This window comes from Clostridiales bacterium (genome assembly GCA_030016385.1).
Classification (GTDB): Bacteria; Bacillota; Clostridia; order Clostridiales; family Oxobacteraceae; genus JASEJN01.
In genome coordinates this window covers 26548-46086 of the sequence record JASEJN010000021.1, presented here as the reverse complement: position 1 = coordinate 46086, position 19539 = coordinate 26548, and the positions used below count along the sequence as shown (strand labels likewise).

Sequence of the window (19539 nt, the reverse complement as noted above, 5' to 3'; positions counted from 1 at the left end):
GCAGGCCTTAGAACTTACAAAACTTGAATCTGGCGAATGAGTGCTCAAAATAACACAATTCTATTTATGACAGATTTCATATTATGAATCGCAGATATCTAAAGAATACTACTGCTTTTCATATTCATAAACACAGTCTATGGATTCTATAAGCATGTCTGCAAAACTCTCATCTATTTTCTTTCCCCTCTGGGCTTTTACTTCATTTTTTAAAGCTTTAAGCCTGTTTAAATCAGCATTGCTGCCTTCTTCATGGTCCTCTTTTAGCTTGGCAAGCAGACTGTTATATATGCCCTTACTGGTTATATAATTCTTGCTATACCCTGTGTTAATCATATAAATCAAATCCGATTTACACATGTTGTGTCTATGAATATTTACCTCGGCGATATTGTTCCAGCGGTTTACATCGCTTCCATGCCCGAGTATCCTTATATATCTTGCTCTTTCCATCTCTGGGAAATCATATTTTACAAGATCAGAAGTAGTTCCTGTGGTCTGCACATTTTGGAATATTGTCTTCCAGCTCTTTCCGTCTTCCGATACAAGAATATCAAAAGTATATTTTCTTTCATTTCCACGGAAGTATGCAATGGATATACCTTCCACTACCTGACCTTCTCCAATATAGTATTGTATCCACTGGTCACCTTCCGCCGCCCATCTGGTTACAAGATCTCCGTCCATGGAATTTTCAGGCCAGTTCCCTTCCTCAGCCGTACTTGCAGTTATTCCCTTGTCTGGATACAGGTCTATATAATAACTGTTTTTGATATCCGCATTTGTTTTAGAAGTAACCGTCACCTTGGCAGTTCCCGGAACAGTTTCAGGCAGTTTTACATCCACATTGACATCAGGATTGTTTACTTTCGCCTCTACGTTTGGTACCGTAGTGCTTCCGTATGGAATCATCACTCTATAGACTCTATTATATTTATTGAAATTCTCAACTTCTTTTCCATCCACCGACAGCCCATCTATAAATAACGGCGTTTCTTCTTTTACCTCCCACTTATCAAGACTTACTACAGCCGGCTTATCAGTCGGTATCTCGTCGGTGCTCATGAGAGGTACCATCCTTATGGCTAAGTTTACATCCAGTGCATCTTCTATATGCACAACCAGTTTTTTAATACCTGTATTTGGCTGTTGAACAGCCACCGGTGATGTCGGCAACGGTACGGCATCCATTACAGAAAATTTACCATCATCGCTCAATATCTGAACATAAAGTCTCTTCCCCTGCTTGGTCAATATGGCTGATTTACCGTCTGCACTTACGTCTATGCTTGAGTCGGTATGCATAAACCACCAGTAATCGGAAGGTTTCCTGTTTCTTACCTCATCTTGAACCAAAAGGTCCGTTTTATTGTTAGTCAGTGATAATCCTCTCTTCGCAGAAAAAGCATCTTTATTATACGTTTCGCTTAAGTCCACAATTGACATAGCCGCAGTCTGATTTGAATTAGTTTCAAATTTTTCGATCTTAGCTTTTGCATACACATTTTGGTCAGGATAATTTCCCGGATTTATTACAAATGTATTGTGTCCTTCTGCCCTCTTCCTGTAGTACTTCCACCTTCCTGCTGTAGGCCCCATCTCCCAGTAACCCTGGGAATTATAATCTCCCTGTCCTAAATCCAGAGCCCATCTTACTCCATAGGCATCATATATGAAGGAACCCTGATCGAGATCACCGTGATTGAACTGGTTATATCCGCCTTTAAAGCCTAAAAATATCCCATTTCTGTCATACCAGTTGCTGCGCATCGTTCCAACTTCAACATAGCCAAACTTTTTATCCAGTATTTCCGGCGGTGCGTCAGCTTCATATTTTTCCGGTCCTGGATACCAGAGCATGCTTAAAGGGTCCCCCGTATCCGTTCCGGATACTCTGTAAGTCCAGTAATATGAAGGATTATTATATCTTGTACCAAACCAGAGCATTATCGGCGATTTTGCTATGCCGCTTCCTGCATCTGAAAAATTATAACTTCCCAAATCTCCGTTATTGTATATAGGAAAATCCGTAGTTATATCCATACAAGGAAAATCAGATAAGCCATAATCCGTACCGAGAGCCTGGAGCATTGACGACAGCATATATACTGTATAGCTCGTTCCATAATCCCAGTAGCCAGGGCCTTCATTCCATGCTCCTTCCGGCTGATATTCCTTCAGCATGTAGGGCAAATTTTTTACTGCATTTTCAAGTACGGTAGCAGCTATGCCCTCTATTTCAGGATCGATATCTGCCTCATCCCCTACAGCCAGCGCACCAACCGAAAGTCCTCCGTTACATACCCCGTTCCAGTTGGTGTTGACCTTTGTCCACCATCCATTCGTATTATACGCATTCACACCGGGTATAAGCCCCTTTTCCTTTATGGCTTCAACTATGAAGCTCTTTCTCTCGGGGCTCCAGTAATCGTAGAGCCAGTCATAAGCTATGCCAAAAGCATTTGTCATCTCTGCGGTATCGAGGAAATGCGTAGAAGAATTCCAGTCTTTGAAATTCCCTGCTTTATCCAATTCAGTCCACAGCCTTTCGGCATATTTGCTGTCACCCGTCATCAAATAAGTCATGGAAAGGTATCTTGCTCTTCTTAAGACTTCCCTGCTTACATCCAGAAGCCTGATCCCATCCGGGCGTTCATATTCTTTTGGCGGCTGAGTCAGTATCACATCTGAAGCGGCCTTTACATTTCCAAACCATCTCGTTATATTTTCATCATTATTTTGCAGCAATAATTTTAAGTTGTCAAATGTTTGCCTGCCGGCACCTATCCTTGGATGCGTTTTATCTTTGCTTACCGATTTCAAAGTACCGATTATTTTTGCACCTTTAGGCGATATGAATACATTAACCTTGTAAGGTGCCGTTCCACCTTTGCTATCACTTGCCATGATCGTGAAATCATCATCTCCAATGCTGTCGTTGCCGGCTTTGTATACAAATTTTCCATCTGAAGTCAACGTCACCGTCCCTTTTGACGGATTGCTGCTGATTGTGTAGGTAACAACATCTTTATCTATATCGGCTGCATCAGCACTGCCTTCTACCGAATCTCCCTGCACAACCACAACAGTGGTCTCGCCGGATGACGGAGCATCGTTTTTAGCATTGACGGTAATATCTATATCTTGCTGGCCTATTCCCCCTGCTCCATTTGCAGCTATTACTTTGAATTTATCGCTTCCGTAAAAATTCTTGTCCGGAGAATATTGAAAATCACCGTTGCTGTTTACTCTGGCCAGTCCGTTATCTGCATATTCACATACAGTGTACGTAAAAGCGTTACCATTCTCATCGGTTTTATCCAGACTGCCATTTATCATCCCATCTTCATCTACGGAAAAATCATATGTCTTTGGCGGCAGAATCTCCATATCGCTATTGGACACATAGACAAAGAAATCCCTCGAAAATCCGCCTTCTTCCGTCGTTGCGGTAATTGCAGCCGTGCCTTCGCTGATTCCGGTTATGGCTCCATCGTTTACAGCTGCAATATCCGGATTTTCCGTCGTCCATATTATCTTTTTATTATTTGCATTGTCAGGCGTTACCTTTGCCGTAACGTTTATGCTGCTTCCAACCTTGACTACTCCAAAACCGGATGAAATCTCTAAACCCTTAACCGGAATATACTCCTCAACCCTTGCATCGTCAAACCAGGCAGTCCCTTTAGCTACGCCAATATAACATTGAATACCTACCGCCGTAGCATTTTCAGGTATGGTTATGACCTTTTCAAGCAATGTCCAATCGTTATTACCCGTTAATGTAGTGGGCGCCAGAAATACCGGAGAGGCAGCATCGCCGCCGCCTGACTTCCACATGCATACTCTGATGTCCGCCCCCTTATCACCGGAATTTGCCTTTACTATATTCTCAGTTTTTACATAGGCAGAAAATTTGTATGTCTTTCCTGCAAGCGCAGGCACATTATTTTGCGTATAGGCTCCTCTTGTGTTGGCATCCGAGCTGATTTTTGCGGAATAATTCCCGCTGTGCTTATTAGCTGAATCCAAAGAAACATTGAAAGGCGTCTGCCCGGGAGCTGTCCATGCCGACCATCCGCTGGCCAGAAGAGTGCCGTTATCATCTGTATATGTATCTTCAAATCCGGGATTTGCAACTATGTTTTTGGCTGCTACCTCTACATCACAGTAGTCGGCAAAGCCGCCTTCATCTGTAGTTACTGTAATTCTTGCAGTCCCAGGTTCAAATGTTTTGACCAATCCGCTATCAATAGTTGCTACAGATGTGTTTGAGCTTGTCCACTTAACATCCACACTTGTAGTATTGCCGGGTTCGAAAATAGTATTAAGCATGTACGTTTCCCCTTGAGTAAGAGTTATTTTTTCCTTATCCAGGGAAATCCCGGCTACAGGTACTTCTTCATCACCTACTCTGACATACAATTCCTTTTTTCCGGCTCCTGCCGATATATCCTCAGGCCATGCAGTTACTATGGAAGCTCCCCTGCTTATGGCTACCAACTTTCCGTCCTCTATCCTTACAGCTTCCTGATTTGAACTGGCCAGCGTAATATTTTTATTAGTAGCATCTTCCGGAGTATATATTATCGGAGGCTCTATAGTCTCACCAGGTTGCATGCTTATGCTGGCGTTTTGAAAGTTGATGGACTGAAGGGGGACCAGCTTTATAAAGCTTACATCGTCGAACCATACGGCACCCTGGCCTGCCATATAGACTTCTATTTGTATCTGCTGGGCATCCCCCGGAATCTGTATAACATTTTCTATATAAGTCCAATCTGTAGCCGAGCTACCGGGAGTATACTGCCAGCTACTGTCATACACACCGTTTCTCTTGAACTTATACCTTACCTTGCCTGCAACTTTATCGGCTTTGATCCATAGTCCAAGCCTATAGCTTTTTCCCGCTTCTACATTGATTAGCTGATTTGCTCCTCCACTGGAGGTAGTTGAGATCTTTAATGATTTTGTCCCTGAATGAAATACAGCGCTGTCAAGTGAATATACAGTATTGGTGTTATTCCATGTTCCCCATTTGTCAGCTGCATTAGTGCCTGACCCTGCAGTTTCAAATCCGGAATTTAAGATAAGATTCTGAGCCGTCGCATTGGATTGCAGAATTTCATCTGCTTTCGCTATGATGTTTCCCATTCCTGTAAACGTCAATATAAGGATGAAAACCAAGCATCTGCTGATTTGCCTCATAAATCTTTTCTTTCTCACTTTATCCCTCCTAAATTTTTAAAATGGATACAGCATTTATCTTTTATTGTATCTGTCTACCGATGCCTGTCTTATTTCAATTGCCCTGTCTATATTTAATTTTTTCAATTGAGCCTGGAATTTATCAAAATCGCTCAAAGGTTCCGTTCCCATTATGAACTTTATAATATTTTCATTTGCATAGGCATTCAAAGGGGCTTCAATACCTACTATCTCCTGGGATTCTTTGCTGTTGAATGTCGCAAGGGGATATTTATTTGGATAAGGGTCTGCCTGTGCCCAAAGTTTTTTAGCCTGTTTTTGCTGCGGCATGCCCATGGTAAATTGTTCGTCCAATTCTTTGCTCTGCACGAAAGGGCCGACATATGAACCCCTTGAATATTTGGCTATTGCCTCTGCCACGGATAATTTATCGGGATTTTTTATAACATTATCCGTTAATGTCGGATATCCGTTGACCATCTTGAAACTTACACCTTCTATGCCAAAATTATATAGTAGATTGCCTTTTTTAGAATATCCATAATCCAAAAGTCTCATAGCTAATTCAGGGTTTTTGCAGTTAGGGGTTATCGCTGCAGTGACTGTGTTGAATTTCCAATCCTTATTGGCAAACTTGACTTTCTCTCCCTTTTTAAGCGTCGGATAAGGGGCTCCTACTAATTCATATTTGGAATCTTTATCTTTCATGATATTCATAAGCGTAGCCAAATAGCCTCCGGAGTATCCCAATATGAGGCCGGATTTGCCGCTTAGCATATTTGACTTTACCGCATCTTCGTCATTTGATGCAAAATTCTTATCAAGTATTCCCTCTCTGTACCATCGGTTCATAACGGTCAGATAATCTTTAAACTCAGGCCTTGCAGGCCCATAAGCCACTTTTTTATTATCGTCGATATACCAGCCTTTGCTTATGCCGAAAGCTCCTGTTATAAAGTTATCCTCAGTACCAATCTGAGTAAAAGCTGCGGTAGCACCTTCCTTATCCTTAAACGCCTTCAGCACATTTTCATATTCATCAATAGTGGTTGGTATTTCAAGATTCAGGTCATTCAGCCAGTCACCTCTCATTATAGGCCCGTAGAAAACGCAATTCATATCCGTACCCCTTACAAACGGGAAACCATATAAAGTTCCGCTATCGGTTTTTACCTGTTTCCCCAAATCCGGTTCACTCATAAGATACTTTTTGTAATTCGGGGCATACCTGTCAATTAAACCATTGAGTTTTAATATTATATGATCCTCTATGGCTTTATCGGGCCCACCGGGATAATTCAAAAAACCGCGTTCAATTATATCGGGCAGATTTTTCGAAGATGCCATTATGTTGAAATTTTCATTTTCCTGGCCCAGAGCAGGATGTATCCATTCGACATCTATTCCCGTCTGTTTTTTGAGCTCTTTTGCAAATTCCGTATACCCTAAGTTTTTTGCACTTGCAGCAGCCTTGGCATCGAGGCTGACCCAGTAAGTCAATTTAGCATTGGTTTTAATCGGATAAGTTACTTCACCTGCGGGCAATCGATTTTTACTATTTGCAGTCTCACTTTTATTGTTTTTACAACTGCTTATAGTTGCAGTCATGACGACGCATAACAGAATAGCAAGTAATTTAACAGTCTTCCTTTTCATATCTAATCTTCCTCATTATGTAAATAGTAAACAAGAAAAAATCTAAGGTTAAGTACATAATCGTCAATATAATAACATCTGTTTCTATTATAATATTGAAGCAATAATTTTTGCACAATAACCTTAGATTTTTATTCCGATAGAACTAAATCACCATCAACCTTTTACCGCACCTATCATAACACCTTTTACAAAATATTTCTGCAGGAACGGATATATGCAAAGTACAGGAACAGTCGTGATGATGATCGCAGAATACTTTATGGTTTCCGAGAAATCATCTACCTGATCGGCCTCCGTAGCAGCCGAATTCAAAATATCCGAATTTGCGATCAATACCGCACGCATTACATTTTGGATAGGAAGTTTCTCGTTATCCTTTATATAAAGGGATGCAGGAAACCAACTGTTCCAGTGCCCTACGCCGTAGTACAAAAGGAGCACGGCGATGGTCGGCATAATCAGCGGAAATACGATCCTAAAAATGATCATTATATCGTTGGCTCCATCGATATACGCTGATTCTATGAGGCTGTCCGGTATGCTTTCGATGGCCGTTTTGCAGATGATCGAATTGTAAATGCTAAGTGCACCGGGAATTATAAGAGCCCACAGTGAATTATAAAGCCCTAGCGAACGCACATTCAGATAACCGGGGATCATGCCTCCGCTGAAGAACATTGTAAACATGATAAACGCTAAAATGGGTTTTTTAAAATAGACATTCTTTGAAGCCAAAAAGTATCCACAAAATAGTGTCAATATAATGTTAATTGGCAAGGATACAAGCAGAATAAATAAAATGTTTCTATAACCGCTTACCAGCAGCGGATGTCTGAATGCCAGCTTATACGCACCAAGGTTGAATCCCTTGGGAAACCAGAGCACCCCCGGTGAAGCCAGAAGTTTGACATTATTGCTGAATGAAGCGCACAATACATAATACATCGGATATAATGTTATAAAGCATAGTATGAGCATTATTATAATATTGATGGTATCAAATATAATATCGCCTTTTGTTTTCTTTAACAACTTGCTTTTAGCCACTCTAAATCCCTCCTCTTTAGAACAGGCTCAAATCGGTAGTTTTTTTTGCTAAATGGTTTGCCAGAAGCAGAAAAATTACATTGACCACCGAGTTGAACATGCCCACTGCAGTGCTATAGCTGTATTGCGCATTGAGTATACCTTTACGGTAAACATACGTCGATATGACATCCGCAACATTATAAGTAGACTCGGAATAAAGAAGGAGGATTTTTTCAAAGCCGACGTTTAAAATGCCGCCCATACGCAAGATAAACAAAATAACTATGGTAGGCATAAGGCCCGGTATTGTAATATAAAACATCTGCTTGAACCTGCCGGCTCCGTCAATCCTGGCTGCTTCATACTGCTGCTGGTCGATACCTGAAAGGGCAGCAAGATAAATAATCGAACCCCATCCTATATGCTGCCATATGCCTGAGCCAACATATATCGTGTAAAAATTCTTGCCGTTCATGAGCAGGTTATCTGCTTTGCCGCCGAGGGCAACGGCAATCTGTGAAAAAATGCCGTTGCTCTGGCAGTAAATCTTAACCAGCGAGCACATAACAACCAGAGAAATGAAATATGGCATATAGGTAATTGTCTGTACCGTACGCTTAAACCAGGTGACCCTAATCTCGTTTATGAAAAGCGCGAGAATGATAGGTGCCGGAAAGCCAAATAATATATCCAGTCCGCTTATTGAAAAAGTATTTCTAATCAAGCGCCAGAAGAATACATCATTAAAAAACTGCTTGAAATATCTGAAGCCCACCCATTTGCTGGCTTGTATCCCTATCGCCGGTCTGTATTCCTTGAATGCGATAATTAAACCGTACATAGGCTTGTATGCGAACAATATAAGGTATACTATAACCGGCAGTATTATCAAATATTTATACTTATTTATCTTAAAATCCCGGCCAAGTGTATGTCTTAGCGATTGCTTTTTTATTATTGAAACTTCTGCTGAAACTCCTGTTAAGTTTTCATTTGCCATTATTTCTTCCCCCTGACATCTAAGATTTGATGCGTTTAACGCTTAGAAAATCTATCATAAGCATCCTGGCGGATTTTAAGAACTTTTTCCAATCCCATATCGTTCAATTTCTTTACATAGCTGTCAAATGTATCGAAGGATTGCTGGCCTGTAATGAATTTCGCCGCAGTTTCCGAAGCATATGTGGAGATTGCATTTTGCAATTCCTCAAGCTGGTTGCTTTCATCCGTCTTAAATGTGACTGCTGCAGGATACGTCCACTTTGCGGCTATATCCTTGTTGGGATTATACCATGTATTGTTTGCGTCTATTGCCTCTTTGATATTCTTCAAATAAAGCATCCTTGTCGCCTGTATGCAGGAACCAGCCCAAGTGGACCCGCCATATTTCGAAATTGCGTTGTTCAAACCATCCTTGTCTTCCGTAACAAGCTTTGTATATTCAACTTCGTTATCCTTGTTATAGTCCCATGAAACACCCTTCTTGCCAAAGTTCCAGTAAAGATTGCCATCCTTAGTATATGCATAATCCAAAGCGCGCATTGCAGTTTCAAGTTTATCATCAGGGCAGCTTTTAGTAACAACTGCAACAACAGTCCCGATTCCATACCCGCCGAATATCATCGGTAATTTGCCGTCGTCGGATGTCGGATATTGAAGTCCGGCCCATTCAGCACCATTGTTGGCCTTTTTTGCATCATTAATCCAGTTGGTCAACTGGCCCATGGATGTATATGAAAGGCCTGTTTTGCCGTTTAAAGCTTTGCTCTGGGCGATCTTATCGTTCATTGTCATTATATCCTTGTCAAGGAGCCCCTCTTTCCACCATTCGTTCAGCTTTTGCATGTAGTTCTTCCATTCAGGCTGAGCCTGAGCAAGCTGCACTTTTCCATTTGGATCTATATAATATATGGTATTTATGCTTCCATAAGCGCCGAAAGCACCGCTTATTCCGCCTTGTTTAAAACGGTCCCATGGTCCCGCAAACTGCGCTCCGTATTTATCTTTAAATACCTTTAAAACATTGTCCCAGTCGGATATCGTCTTCGGCTCTTCAAGATTCTGGGCTTTAAGCCAGTCCTTGCGTACTACAGGCCCTTGGTAACTATCATTCCAGCCGCCGTCCTCCCTGAAGAACCCGTAACCATAATATTTCCCGCTGTCTGTCTTCATAAATTTATCATATGTTGGATTCGATTTAATGAACTTGTAGTATGCCGGTGAATAAGTCGGCATTTCCTTTGTCAGATCACGTATGACTCCTTCTTCCATATAGCGCTCCGCATCTGACATAAGGCCCCAGAAAATAATATCCGGAAGTTTTTCGCTTGCCAGCATCGTGTTGAATGCCTGAGTCCCATCTGTTCCTGCTGTAGGAAACTGCCAGTCGATCGTTACTCCAAGCTGTTCGGCAAGCCCTGAATGGAACGGTGAATCCGAAGCTTTACCATAGGCAGCATTCAGAGTATAGCCTGTACCAACCCACCATGTAAGTTTAGTATCCTTCTTATCCATAGGATACCCTTTAAAAGTAGAAGTTACCGTTGCATTTGAATTGCTGTTATCTTTGTTGTTCGCTTTTTTGGAACATCCCGGCAGAAGCATCATAAGCATCAATACTGCCAGGAAAAAAGACACTACTTTTTTAAACATTGAATACCCTCCTTAATATAGATGTCTAAATTTAATTTTAGAAACTTTGAATAGCTCAAAACAACCAAAAGCAACATAAATCACACAAAAAACAACCAATTTCTTGTGTCAAAATAAAATATTTACTTCATTTTTAAAAACATCGAGATATCTCGTATATACTTGATTATAAATTTATTAAGGAAGATTTTGAATAGACAGAAAATAAAAACGGGAGACAATTTTTAAAATCTATCTCTCGTTTCATTTTTTGTCCGTTATTTTATTTTTTGTCTTACCCAGACATTAATATCTATAAGTCAGACTTCTTTATATTTTCCCGGAGTTATTCCTTCTATTTTAGTAAAAGCCCTTGTAAATGTTTTTACATTTGAGTATCCCACCATTTTTGCTATAACTTCCATGCTGCATTTTTCCATCTTTATCAGCTTCTTTGCTTCCTCAACTCTCAATTTGTTTATATAATCCAGTATCCCTTCCCCCATCTGAAGCTTGAAAAGTTTGGACAGATACGACGGCGACATGTTAAAAGTTTCAGCTATGCTTGAAATATTCATATTCTCATTTTTATAATTTTCATTTATAAATCCTATTACTTTTTCGCCTATCTGAAATTCCCGCCTTCTATCTTCTTTAATCTTCTTGCATATTTCATATATAATTGATAATATTTCATCTTTTATATATTTTATATTCTTATACTGGATAAGGTCTTCAAATTCATTTATATATACCAAATACCCATGGTCGTAAAGCCTCCCTATGTCCTCCACGGCATTTATGAGAGTGCCTATTATATTGAGCTTCAAAAGCTTAATCATTTTGCTGTCGGGCATCAGCTCATTCATATTCTTGTTTATCACATATTCTATTATATCGCTGGCTTTTTCGTAGTCTCCCTTTTTAACGGCATTTGCCAGTTTTTGCTCTTCCTCCAAAGTATAATGATATTCCGGGTTATTCCTTATGTTTAATTCGCTGTAACTTAATACGCTTTCCCCTCCGGTTTGCTCGATAAATTCCATAAGTTCCATGGTTTCTTTAAACGCCCTGTTCGTGTATTTAATATCCTTGTAAATACTGCTTAAGCTTGCTGATAAATCCGTTCTATAGTGGTTATTTATGATATTCCGTATTTTCAAGGCTATCTTTTTACATTGGATACTTAACTCGCCCTCATCCCCGTCAATATTTAACAGGCAAACAGGATTATTTTCTATTTCCGTTGTGAAAACTTTTCCGGTGTTCTTGACTGAATTTTCCAATATATATTTAATTATAAACTTCACTAATTTGAAGGATTCAGGCTTACCCGCTGAATTCTTTTCTTTGCTCAAGTCACCTATATGAAAAGATATGACTGCAAAACTGCCGTATTCAAATTTAATCCCTATTTGTTCCGCTTTTTTAGAAGGGTTCTCCTCTATTGCACCTCTTAGTAAATTGCCGATATATTCTTTTCGCAATATTTCATTTTGGAAATCCCTAAGCTTCTCAGTTTCCTTCTTTTCATCCTTAAAAACATTTATAGCTTCACTTATTATATTGTATTCATTGGACCCTTCCGTTACTTTTGCCTGATGATAAACTTCCAGGGATTTTATAAGTTGTTTCACGGGCTCATAATTCTTCTTAAGCAGAAAATAAGCGACTATGGTACCTGAAAAAATACACAGCACGATTCCTGCATAAACAAGTTTCCTGTATTGTTCGAGCCTGTTCCAGTATTCACTAACCGGCATTATGCTTACATACTTCCACATTTTTGGTTTTGAGGTTAGGTAGGATATAGTTACCCCCCCCCGAGAGGGTGTATATATTACACCGGAATTATCCTTCATCTTCTTGTAATCTATCTCAGATGTCAAGGAAAATTCTTTTGTTTTCAATATGAGTTCATTGTCGGAATTTATGATCCCGAAATTCGATTTGCTTAAAGCCTCCATATCCTTGGCTACATTTAAGAATTTAGATTTGTCTATGATAACTACAATGTTCATATCTCCTGAGTAATTTCCGGTCATCGGCATGGATATCATATAAGCGAGCAGCCTGTCCGAATTTGTTACATTCACATTTGTTCCCTTTAAATTCATATATTGCCCGGAATACTTGTTATTATTAATATCTATCCAATCATCTGCCTGCAGCTTGTTATTCTCAGCGAACATATTAAAATAATCTTTCGCATCCATTATATTTTTATTGTTTACGACTATATGGAGATTCTTGAAGTATATATATACATCCTGTATGGCGCTATTATAAAACGTATTCTTAATCTGTTTTTGCAATTCAAACAGCTTATATCTTTCTTCAGAAGTAAGGTCACCCTTTTTTATGCTCATGTTAACCGCAGTTTCATTATAAGCTAAATTTGTCGCTACCCTTTCTATATCTTCCACAAGATTATCCGTGTATTGCTGCACTTGCTTTAACAAAAACAAGTTCGACTCGTTGATTTCCTTCTTTAATGCGCTATCTACTTTAAAAAATATCGCTATAGACATGATAAGTGGCAACAGAAATAAAATACTGTAGGTTGCCAGCCAGGTAAATTTTATACTCTTGCTTTTCAGCGAATATAACTTTTTCATTATATTACCCTCTTAATCTATAGATATTTTAACTGCCTATGTTGTTGAATTATTCTTACTATTGCATATATTATAACACTTTTTTTGCAATACTTCATAACCTGATTTTTAGACGGTGCATTTTATATTTGAAGAATATATATACACCCATTTTTATGTAGCTTCGATTCGTAATATAAAGCTTATGTTATTTTGAACAATGGACTTTTGAAACGGCAGGCGGCAGTTAACGATTATCTGTCAACTGCCGCCTGTTTTTTATATCTGATTGCTCTTTACCTCGTTTTTACCCTTCTCTACAAATTGCTCCTCCTTAGGGCACAAAATATAGAGAAGTTGCTGCAATTCTCCCACATGCTGCCTTTCCTCATCGGCAATATGATAGAGTATTTTCTTAGCTCTCTCGTCCCCTGTTGACATCGCATGAGCTTCATAACCTATTATCGCTTCGAGCTCTCCTGCATAATCTGCCCGGATAGCCTGAACAAGTTCATCGTGAGACATCTGTTTTTGAACATTTGCTATAAATGGGTTGCCAAGCAAAGCCATAGTTAAAACCCCTTTCAACGTTTTAACTTATTCTTTGCATTAATTCAAAAAATATACAGAAGCCAAATCAAGACTCAATAATCAAAGAGAAATTTTCCCCATTATCACCTTTTTTTTAGCGCCTGTTGCTCCGGGAACATTGTTACAGTTTCCGTTTATGGCCTCATTTGCCAGCACGGCAAAAGCGACGGCCTCTTTGGCATCGCTGTTTAATCCCATATCCTCCTGGGTAATTACTTCAATGCACGGAAGGTAATTCCTTATCATGTCCACAAGTGTGCTGTTATAACTTCCGCCGCCACTGATGATGAGTTTGTCCAAACGACATTTTGGAATAACAAAATCCCTTATGCTATCGCTGATTGCTTTTGCAGTAAAAGCTGTAACCGTGGCTACTAAGTCGGCATTACAAATACCTGATAATGCGGCCTTTTCCATCAGTTTATCCGTAAATTCCGAGCCAAAATATTCCCTTCCGCATGTTTTGGGAGGTTCGACCTTAAAATACTTATTATCCATAAGGAAATTTAAAAGCTCAATATCGATCTTTCCATTGAGGGCCATCTCTCCGTTATTATCAAACCTCTTTGCTCCGCCTGTTACTCTTTTTACTACCTCGTCTATAACCATATTCCCCGGCCCGTTATCGAAAGCATAAACATCGTCCACGCTGCAATTTCGAGGAAGTATCGTTATATTTGCTATTCCTCCGATGTTCTGAAGCCCTATGGATTTTCCCACGTCCCGGTACAATAAGAATTCTGTATAGGGCACCAGCGGCGCTCCTTGCCCGCCTGCCGCAACATCTCTGACACGGAAATCCGACACTGTCACAACTCCCGTCCTCTCTGCGATTACTGCTGATTCTCCTATTTGAAGGGTGGACCTTACTTCATATCCACTATCTATTATTGGTACGGGAATATGATATACCGTCTGCCCGTGGGATCCTATCAAATCTATCTGGTCCATGTTGTATCCTGCTTTTGCGGTAAGGTCCATAGCCGCCTTTGCAAAAAGTTCGCCGAGCAGAAAATTCATATGACATAAGAAATCGGCTCTGCATTCTTCAACGTTAAATAACCTGAATATATCATTTCTCGTCTTTTCATCATATGAAAAATTCTCAAAGTGTATGAGTTCGGCCTTTGTATGGATCCCTTCACCGGATATTTTCACAAGAGCCGCATCTATACCGTCTGCAGATGTCCCCGACATAAGTCCAATCACTAATCTTTCCTTCTTGTTGAATAACCTTAAAAGCCTTTCCATGCTGAATCGGTCTGCCTCCTGTCTGCATTTATATCTAATCTAACCTGCCATAAGCCTTGAATGAGTTCTCAAAAATCAATATTCTATCTGATTTTAACCGGCAGCGAACCTACAGCCTTTTGCCTGCCTTTAAGCACGTCAATCACGCTTTTCAATGATAATTTAGTATATTCATAAGCGCATATATATGCCGGCACGTCATCAAATACCATAATGTCATATGGATTTCTCAGCGACACAACAATAGTATTCCCGTTGATCCGGTTGATTTTATTTACAAGTTTAGCCTGCCCTTTATTTAAGTTTGCATTATATGTGCCTATTATCACAACATCTGCACCCTTGCACATCTCAACCATATTTTTTATTGCATCATCATCCGGATTCAGAGGTATTACATAAGCCTCCCCGCCGAGTTCTTCCTTAACCGCCCTGCAGAATGTTTCCTTTTTTATGATCGTGTCGTCGGCTCCCGTCAGTGCGGCAGGTTCTGTGGATATTGAAACAATATTTTTATATTTTACAGGGATCAGCCTTTTTTTGTCTTTCACAAGGGTTATGCTTCTACTGCTTATGCTCTTTGCAAACTCCCTGTGCTCAGCGCATCCCACTATTCTCTCTACCTTTTGCATATCCGGATATGGATTTTCAAACAAGTTGTACTTTCTTTTCATATCGATTATCCTGCTTACAGATTCATCGATTCTTTTCTCTTCTATTTCTCCATTTAACACTGCATCTTTTATGGCGTTATAGCTTTCAATCTGCAGAGATAGGGTATGCGATATGCATACAATGTCGGCTCCTGCCTTAACTGCCATTACTGCCGCCTTTGAGGTGCCAAAATATGTGGATATGGCTTTCATTTCCATACAGTCGGTCATTATTATCCCCTTAAAGCCCATGCTTTCTCTTAAAAGGTTTGTTAAAACTTTATAGGAAAGTGTTGCAGGTATTTTCCTGTTTTCAATCGCAGTAAAAAGTATATGAGCGGTCATTATGGCATCAACACCGGCGCTTATCGCTTCTTTAAAAGGGTACAACTCAATTTTTTGCAGCCTTTCCATACTATAATTGACCACGGGTAGGCTAAGATGCGAGTCGATACTCGTATCGCCATGGCCCGGAAAATGCTTGGCGGTTGCAACTACCTGACCTTTTTCAAGCCCTCTTATATAATTTGACCCAAAGCCTGCCACCTTTTCAGGATCATCTCCATAAGACCTTACCCCTATTACAGGATTTTCAGGGTTATTGTTCACATCCAGAACGGGAGCAATATTTACATTTATGCCAAGAGCTCTAAGCTCTTCACCTGCTATCCGGCCTTCCTTGCAGGCATCCTCGAAGGATCCCGCAGCGGCAACTGCCATATTCCCCGGCATAAAAGTTGCCCCTTCATATATCCTTGTAACCATTCCGCCTTCCTGATCTATGGATATAAAAGCGGGTATGCTAGTATTTTCAATCTCATATTCCTGTATGCTTCTGTTTAAATTGGCCAGATCAACTTTACCTTTTACATTTCTTGCAAATAGTATGATATTCCCTATATGATATTTTTTGATTATTTCTTTAATATGATCATCCAGTCTATCGGATGGAAACCCCGCCATTATCATCTGTCCTATTTTCTGTTCAAGAGTCATATCCTTTATATTCATAAATCGACCCATCCTTTAATAAATATGGCATTTCTCCATAAGCTCGATTCATCCAACATCAAACTATTTGAAGAATATAAAATGTACCCTTTCACGAAATCATATGTTTTTATTTTGAACACTCTATCTGCTAAAACGAATCGATTACCTTTTTAACAGCCATAGGATCCACTGAAAACGCTTCCGCCCTTTCTTTCCTTATTTGAAGTCCCCTTACTCTGCTCAATGCATCATAATACTCAAGGTATTTAAATGAGGCGCTGTTTGTAACAAACCAATGGCATCTTAAAGCCTTCATCCATAAATCATAACCTTCGCTGATATTTACATAAAGATATGGTTTGAAATCATATGGGTCCTCCCAGTTTTCAGCGAAATATGGACCTGCTGCAAAATGTGCAGGATACTCTCTCTCAAACCCTTTTATCCCTGCATAAAATTGGGCATCGAGAACTATTTTATAAGTTAAGGCATGATCCTTATGCATGCTGTTTTTCCAGTGTGTTATAAGTATATCCGGTTTGTATTTTCTTATGATATCGCAAACTTCAAACCTGACAGTATCATTGTCCGGAAGCTCTCCATCCTTATAATTCAGCACTATGGCTTCTCCGCCTATCATCTTGGCAAATTTGTCGGCCTCGGCTATCTTCTGAGCTCTGTATTCATCTACGGTCTTTGTAGGAGGATTTCCTTTCTCCCCTGCAGTTAAATGGACAAGCGTAACTTTATCGCCGAGCAGAGAGTGCTTTGCAAGTACTCCGCCTGCAGTAAGCTCCATATCTCCTATATGAGCTCCTATAGCCATAATATGAATATGTTTTCTTTCCATGTTTAAAGCTCCTTTCTGAATAAAGCCCAGGTCTTTACGATTTTAAACCCTGCGGCTTCATATATTTTTCTTGCTTGATTATCTATTCCCGTAAATATGGACATAAATTTGACTCCTTCTTTTCTGAAACTGTCGCATAACATGAAAAACAGCACTTTTCCTATACCCATACCACGGCAATTGGAATCCACACCTATACCTGAGAATAAACCACGGCCGCTCTTTTCCATGCTTATCGGCCCTGCAAATCCGCATATCCTGCCATTTTTGCTTGCCACCAATACAGGATAAGGCTTTTCACGGGATAAATCATCGTCTATTTCCTTTCTCCAGAGTTCATTCCCTAAATTGTCAAAAAGTCCGTCAAATCCGGTGTGATTATTTTTATCATAGTATCCTATATCTACTCCTCTTTGCTTTAGTTCAAGTTTCTTTTTTAGTATGCTTTCATCGATTTCAAATCTTTTCAGGTCAAGATACATGGAGATTTCCCTCGTTCTCTCTATATATCCGTTTTTCTTTACAAACTCATAACCGGGACCTTCGATATCCACTCCAGGGGCATTTGGATGATCATGACGGTCCGTACCCGGGATATACCACTCAAGATTTATGGGATTAAAAAAGTCCATCTGGCTCCTCTTTTTCCCGCTGTTTTTAAGATAGTCCTCTGCTCTTTTTAAAAGTGCCGTACCTACTCCTTTGTATCTATAACCTTTATCCACGATCACAAAAGTTATATATCCCGGGGTATTCTCAAACGTTTCCCCCGGCAGGAAGCTTTTTTTAAATAAGGCATTCGCAAATCCGATAACTTTTTCTCCATCAGTACACACAAATGTTCCATCGTATGAAAAGTGAGGATTGTTGATAAACTTGAGTTTAAATCCCTCCTCTGTAAATGGTTTATAAGGCATCTCAAAACCGCATGAGCTATTCCATAAATGTACAACGTCCTTAAGATACCCATCATTGAATTTTACTATCTCCATATCATCCACCCTCCCGTTTTTATTTTAGGCTATGCCAAAGAGCGATGCCTAAAAATCGGCATTTCGCTTAAGCAAAGCCTTGTTTTTACATCATCCTTTAATGGCACCAACGGTAACACCCTGCAGGAAATACTTTTGCAGAGAGAAAAACAATATGAACATAGGCAGTGCGGCGATCGTAGCACCGGCCATCATAGGCGAAAAATACGTAGTATTTGCAAAACGGAAATTGGTCAAGCCAACCTGTATGGTCTCCATGCTTATGGACTTGGTAACAAGCAATGGCCAGAAGAATGTGTTCCAGTTATCCATAAAAGTGAATATGGCTATTACAGCCAAAACTGTTTTTGAAAGAGGGACAACAATCTGGAAGAAAATCCTTCCATGGCTGCATCCATCTATCTTTGCTGCTTCAATAAGTTCATATGGAAGCGAGGCTAAAAATTGTTTCATGAGGAATATATTGTATATCCCTGCAAGCCCCGGCAATATCAGTGCTCTGTAGCTGTCGGACATTTTTAATATATTCACTACCAGTATATACAGCGGAACCTGTACAACCTGGTATGGCACCATCATTGTACAAAGCAGTATCCAGAACAGAGCTTTCCTCCCTGGAAACTTTATTTTTGAAAAAGCATATCCTGCCATCCCTGCGAAAATCACATTTGAAATGGTGGTAGTACTTGCAACGATGAATGAATTGAGAATCCACCTCAGGGAGTAAGGGCTGAAATTAAAGAAGAATTTAAACGAATCCAGCGTAAAGGAGGTCGGGATTATGCTGTAACTTTCAGCAGCAGATTCAACAGGAGGCCCAAACGCCGATATGATCATATAGTATATCGGAAAAAGCGTTGCAATCGCAAACATAAACAGGAATATTACGGTAGCGATTGTCGCAAGAGTTCTATTTAGTTTGTTTTTCCCTTTATTTGTATATAGCAACTACAGTCATTCCCTTCATCAACAATTTATCTTTCCCGGACATTTCCAATGTATTACAAGCCTCATGCAACTTTTGAAATTCAAGGACGCATATTTATATTTGAAGAATATTCTTCAAATAATCTTATACACCTACA

At 39.8% G+C, this 19539-nt stretch carries 12 protein-coding genes; all 12 read right to left on the bottom strand.

The window, feature by feature from the left end; all coding sequences use genetic code 11:
• Positions 1-108: 108 nt before the first annotated feature.
• A complete protein-coding gene (locus tag QME45_06940; GenBank protein ID MDI6618400.1) occupies positions 109-5226 on the bottom strand; it encodes an Ig-like domain-containing protein in 5118 nt (1705 codons plus the stop codon).
• A 36-nt stretch (positions 5227-5262) separates the two neighbouring features.
• Positions 5263-6864 (bottom strand): extracellular solute-binding protein, encoded by a 1602-nt coding sequence (locus tag QME45_06935; protein MDI6618399.1) that lies wholly within the window; start codon positions 6862-6864, stop codon positions 5263-5265.
• 156 nt (positions 6865-7020) lie between these two features.
• On the bottom strand, positions 7021-7914 hold the full coding sequence (locus QME45_06930) for a carbohydrate ABC transporter permease (GenBank protein MDI6618398.1): 894 nt from the start codon (positions 7912-7914) through the stop codon (positions 7021-7023).
• 16 nt (positions 7915-7930) lie between these two features.
• Positions 7931-8896, bottom strand: coding sequence for an ABC transporter permease subunit (locus QME45_06925; GenBank protein MDI6618397.1), 966 nt, complete (start codon positions 8894-8896; stop codon positions 7931-7933).
• A gap of 35 nt (positions 8897-8931) precedes the next feature.
• The gene (locus tag QME45_06920) at positions 8932-10548 is read right to left on the bottom strand and encodes a hypothetical protein (protein ID MDI6618396.1); all 1617 of its coding nucleotides are present in this window, start codon (positions 10546-10548) and stop codon (positions 8932-8934) included.
• 299 nt (positions 10549-10847) lie between these two features.
• Positions 10848-13145: a helix-turn-helix transcriptional regulator gene (locus QME45_06915; protein ID MDI6618395.1), complete on the bottom strand. Its 2298-nt coding sequence runs from the start codon at positions 13143-13145 to the stop codon at positions 10848-10850.
• A 258-nt stretch (positions 13146-13403) separates the two neighbouring features.
• The gene (locus QME45_06910; GenBank protein ID MDI6618394.1) at positions 13404-13694 is read right to left on the bottom strand and encodes a demethoxyubiquinone hydroxylase family protein; all 291 of its coding nucleotides are present in this window, start codon (positions 13692-13694) and stop codon (positions 13404-13406) included.
• 81 nt (positions 13695-13775) lie between these two features.
• A complete protein-coding gene (locus QME45_06905; protein MDI6618393.1) occupies positions 13776-14966 on the bottom strand; it encodes an anhydro-N-acetylmuramic acid kinase in 1191 nt (396 codons plus the stop codon).
• A gap of 83 nt (positions 14967-15049) precedes the next feature.
• Positions 15050-16630, bottom strand: a complete 1581-nt coding sequence (gene nagZ, locus QME45_06900) for a beta-N-acetylhexosaminidase (GenBank protein MDI6618392.1) — start codon at positions 16628-16630, stop codon at positions 15050-15052.
• Positions 16631-16760: 130 nt separating this feature from the next.
• A complete protein-coding gene (locus QME45_06895) occupies positions 16761-17462 on the bottom strand; it encodes a PIG-L family deacetylase (GenBank protein MDI6618391.1) in 702 nt (233 codons plus the stop codon).
• Between the two features lie 2 nt (positions 17463-17464).
• A complete protein-coding gene (locus QME45_06890; GenBank protein ID MDI6618390.1) occupies positions 17465-18454 on the bottom strand; it encodes a GNAT family N-acetyltransferase in 990 nt (329 codons plus the stop codon).
• Positions 18455-18544: 90 nt separating this feature from the next.
• Positions 18545-19402, bottom strand: a complete 858-nt coding sequence (locus tag QME45_06885) for a carbohydrate ABC transporter permease (protein ID MDI6618389.1) — start codon at positions 19400-19402, stop codon at positions 18545-18547.
• Between the last annotated feature and the right edge of the window lie 137 nt (positions 19403-19539).

Excerpts from the sequence above, each read along its gene's own strand:
- QME45_06890 (MDI6618390.1), bottom strand. The coding sequence starts at position 18,454 with ATGGAGATAGTAAAATTCAATGATGGGTATCTTAAGGACGTTGTACAT.
- QME45_06935 (MDI6618399.1), bottom strand. The coding sequence starts at position 6,864 with ATGAAAAGGAAGACTGTTAAATTACTTGCTATTCTGTTATGCGTCGTC.
- QME45_06895 (MDI6618391.1), bottom strand. The coding sequence starts at position 17,462 with ATGGAAAGAAAACATATTCATATTATGGCTATAGGAGCTCATATAGGA.
- QME45_06915 (MDI6618395.1), bottom strand. The coding sequence starts at position 13,145 with ATGAAAAAGTTATATTCGCTGAAAAGCAAGAGTATAAAATTTACCTGG.
- QME45_06910 (MDI6618394.1), bottom strand. The coding sequence starts at position 13,694 with ATGGCTTTGCTTGGCAACCCATTTATAGCAAATGTTCAAAAACAGATG.
- QME45_06920 (MDI6618396.1), bottom strand. The coding sequence starts at position 10,548 with ATGTTTAAAAAAGTAGTGTCTTTTTTCCTGGCAGTATTGATGCTTATG.
- QME45_06905 (MDI6618393.1), bottom strand. The coding sequence starts at position 14,966 with ATGGAAAGGCTTTTAAGGTTATTCAACAAGAAGGAAAGATTAGTGATT.
- QME45_06925 (MDI6618397.1), bottom strand. The coding sequence starts at position 8,896 with ATGGCAAATGAAAACTTAACAGGAGTTTCAGCAGAAGTTTCAATAATA.
- nagZ (MDI6618392.1), bottom strand. The coding sequence starts at position 16,630 with ATGAATATAAAGGATATGACTCTTGAACAGAAAATAGGACAGATGATA.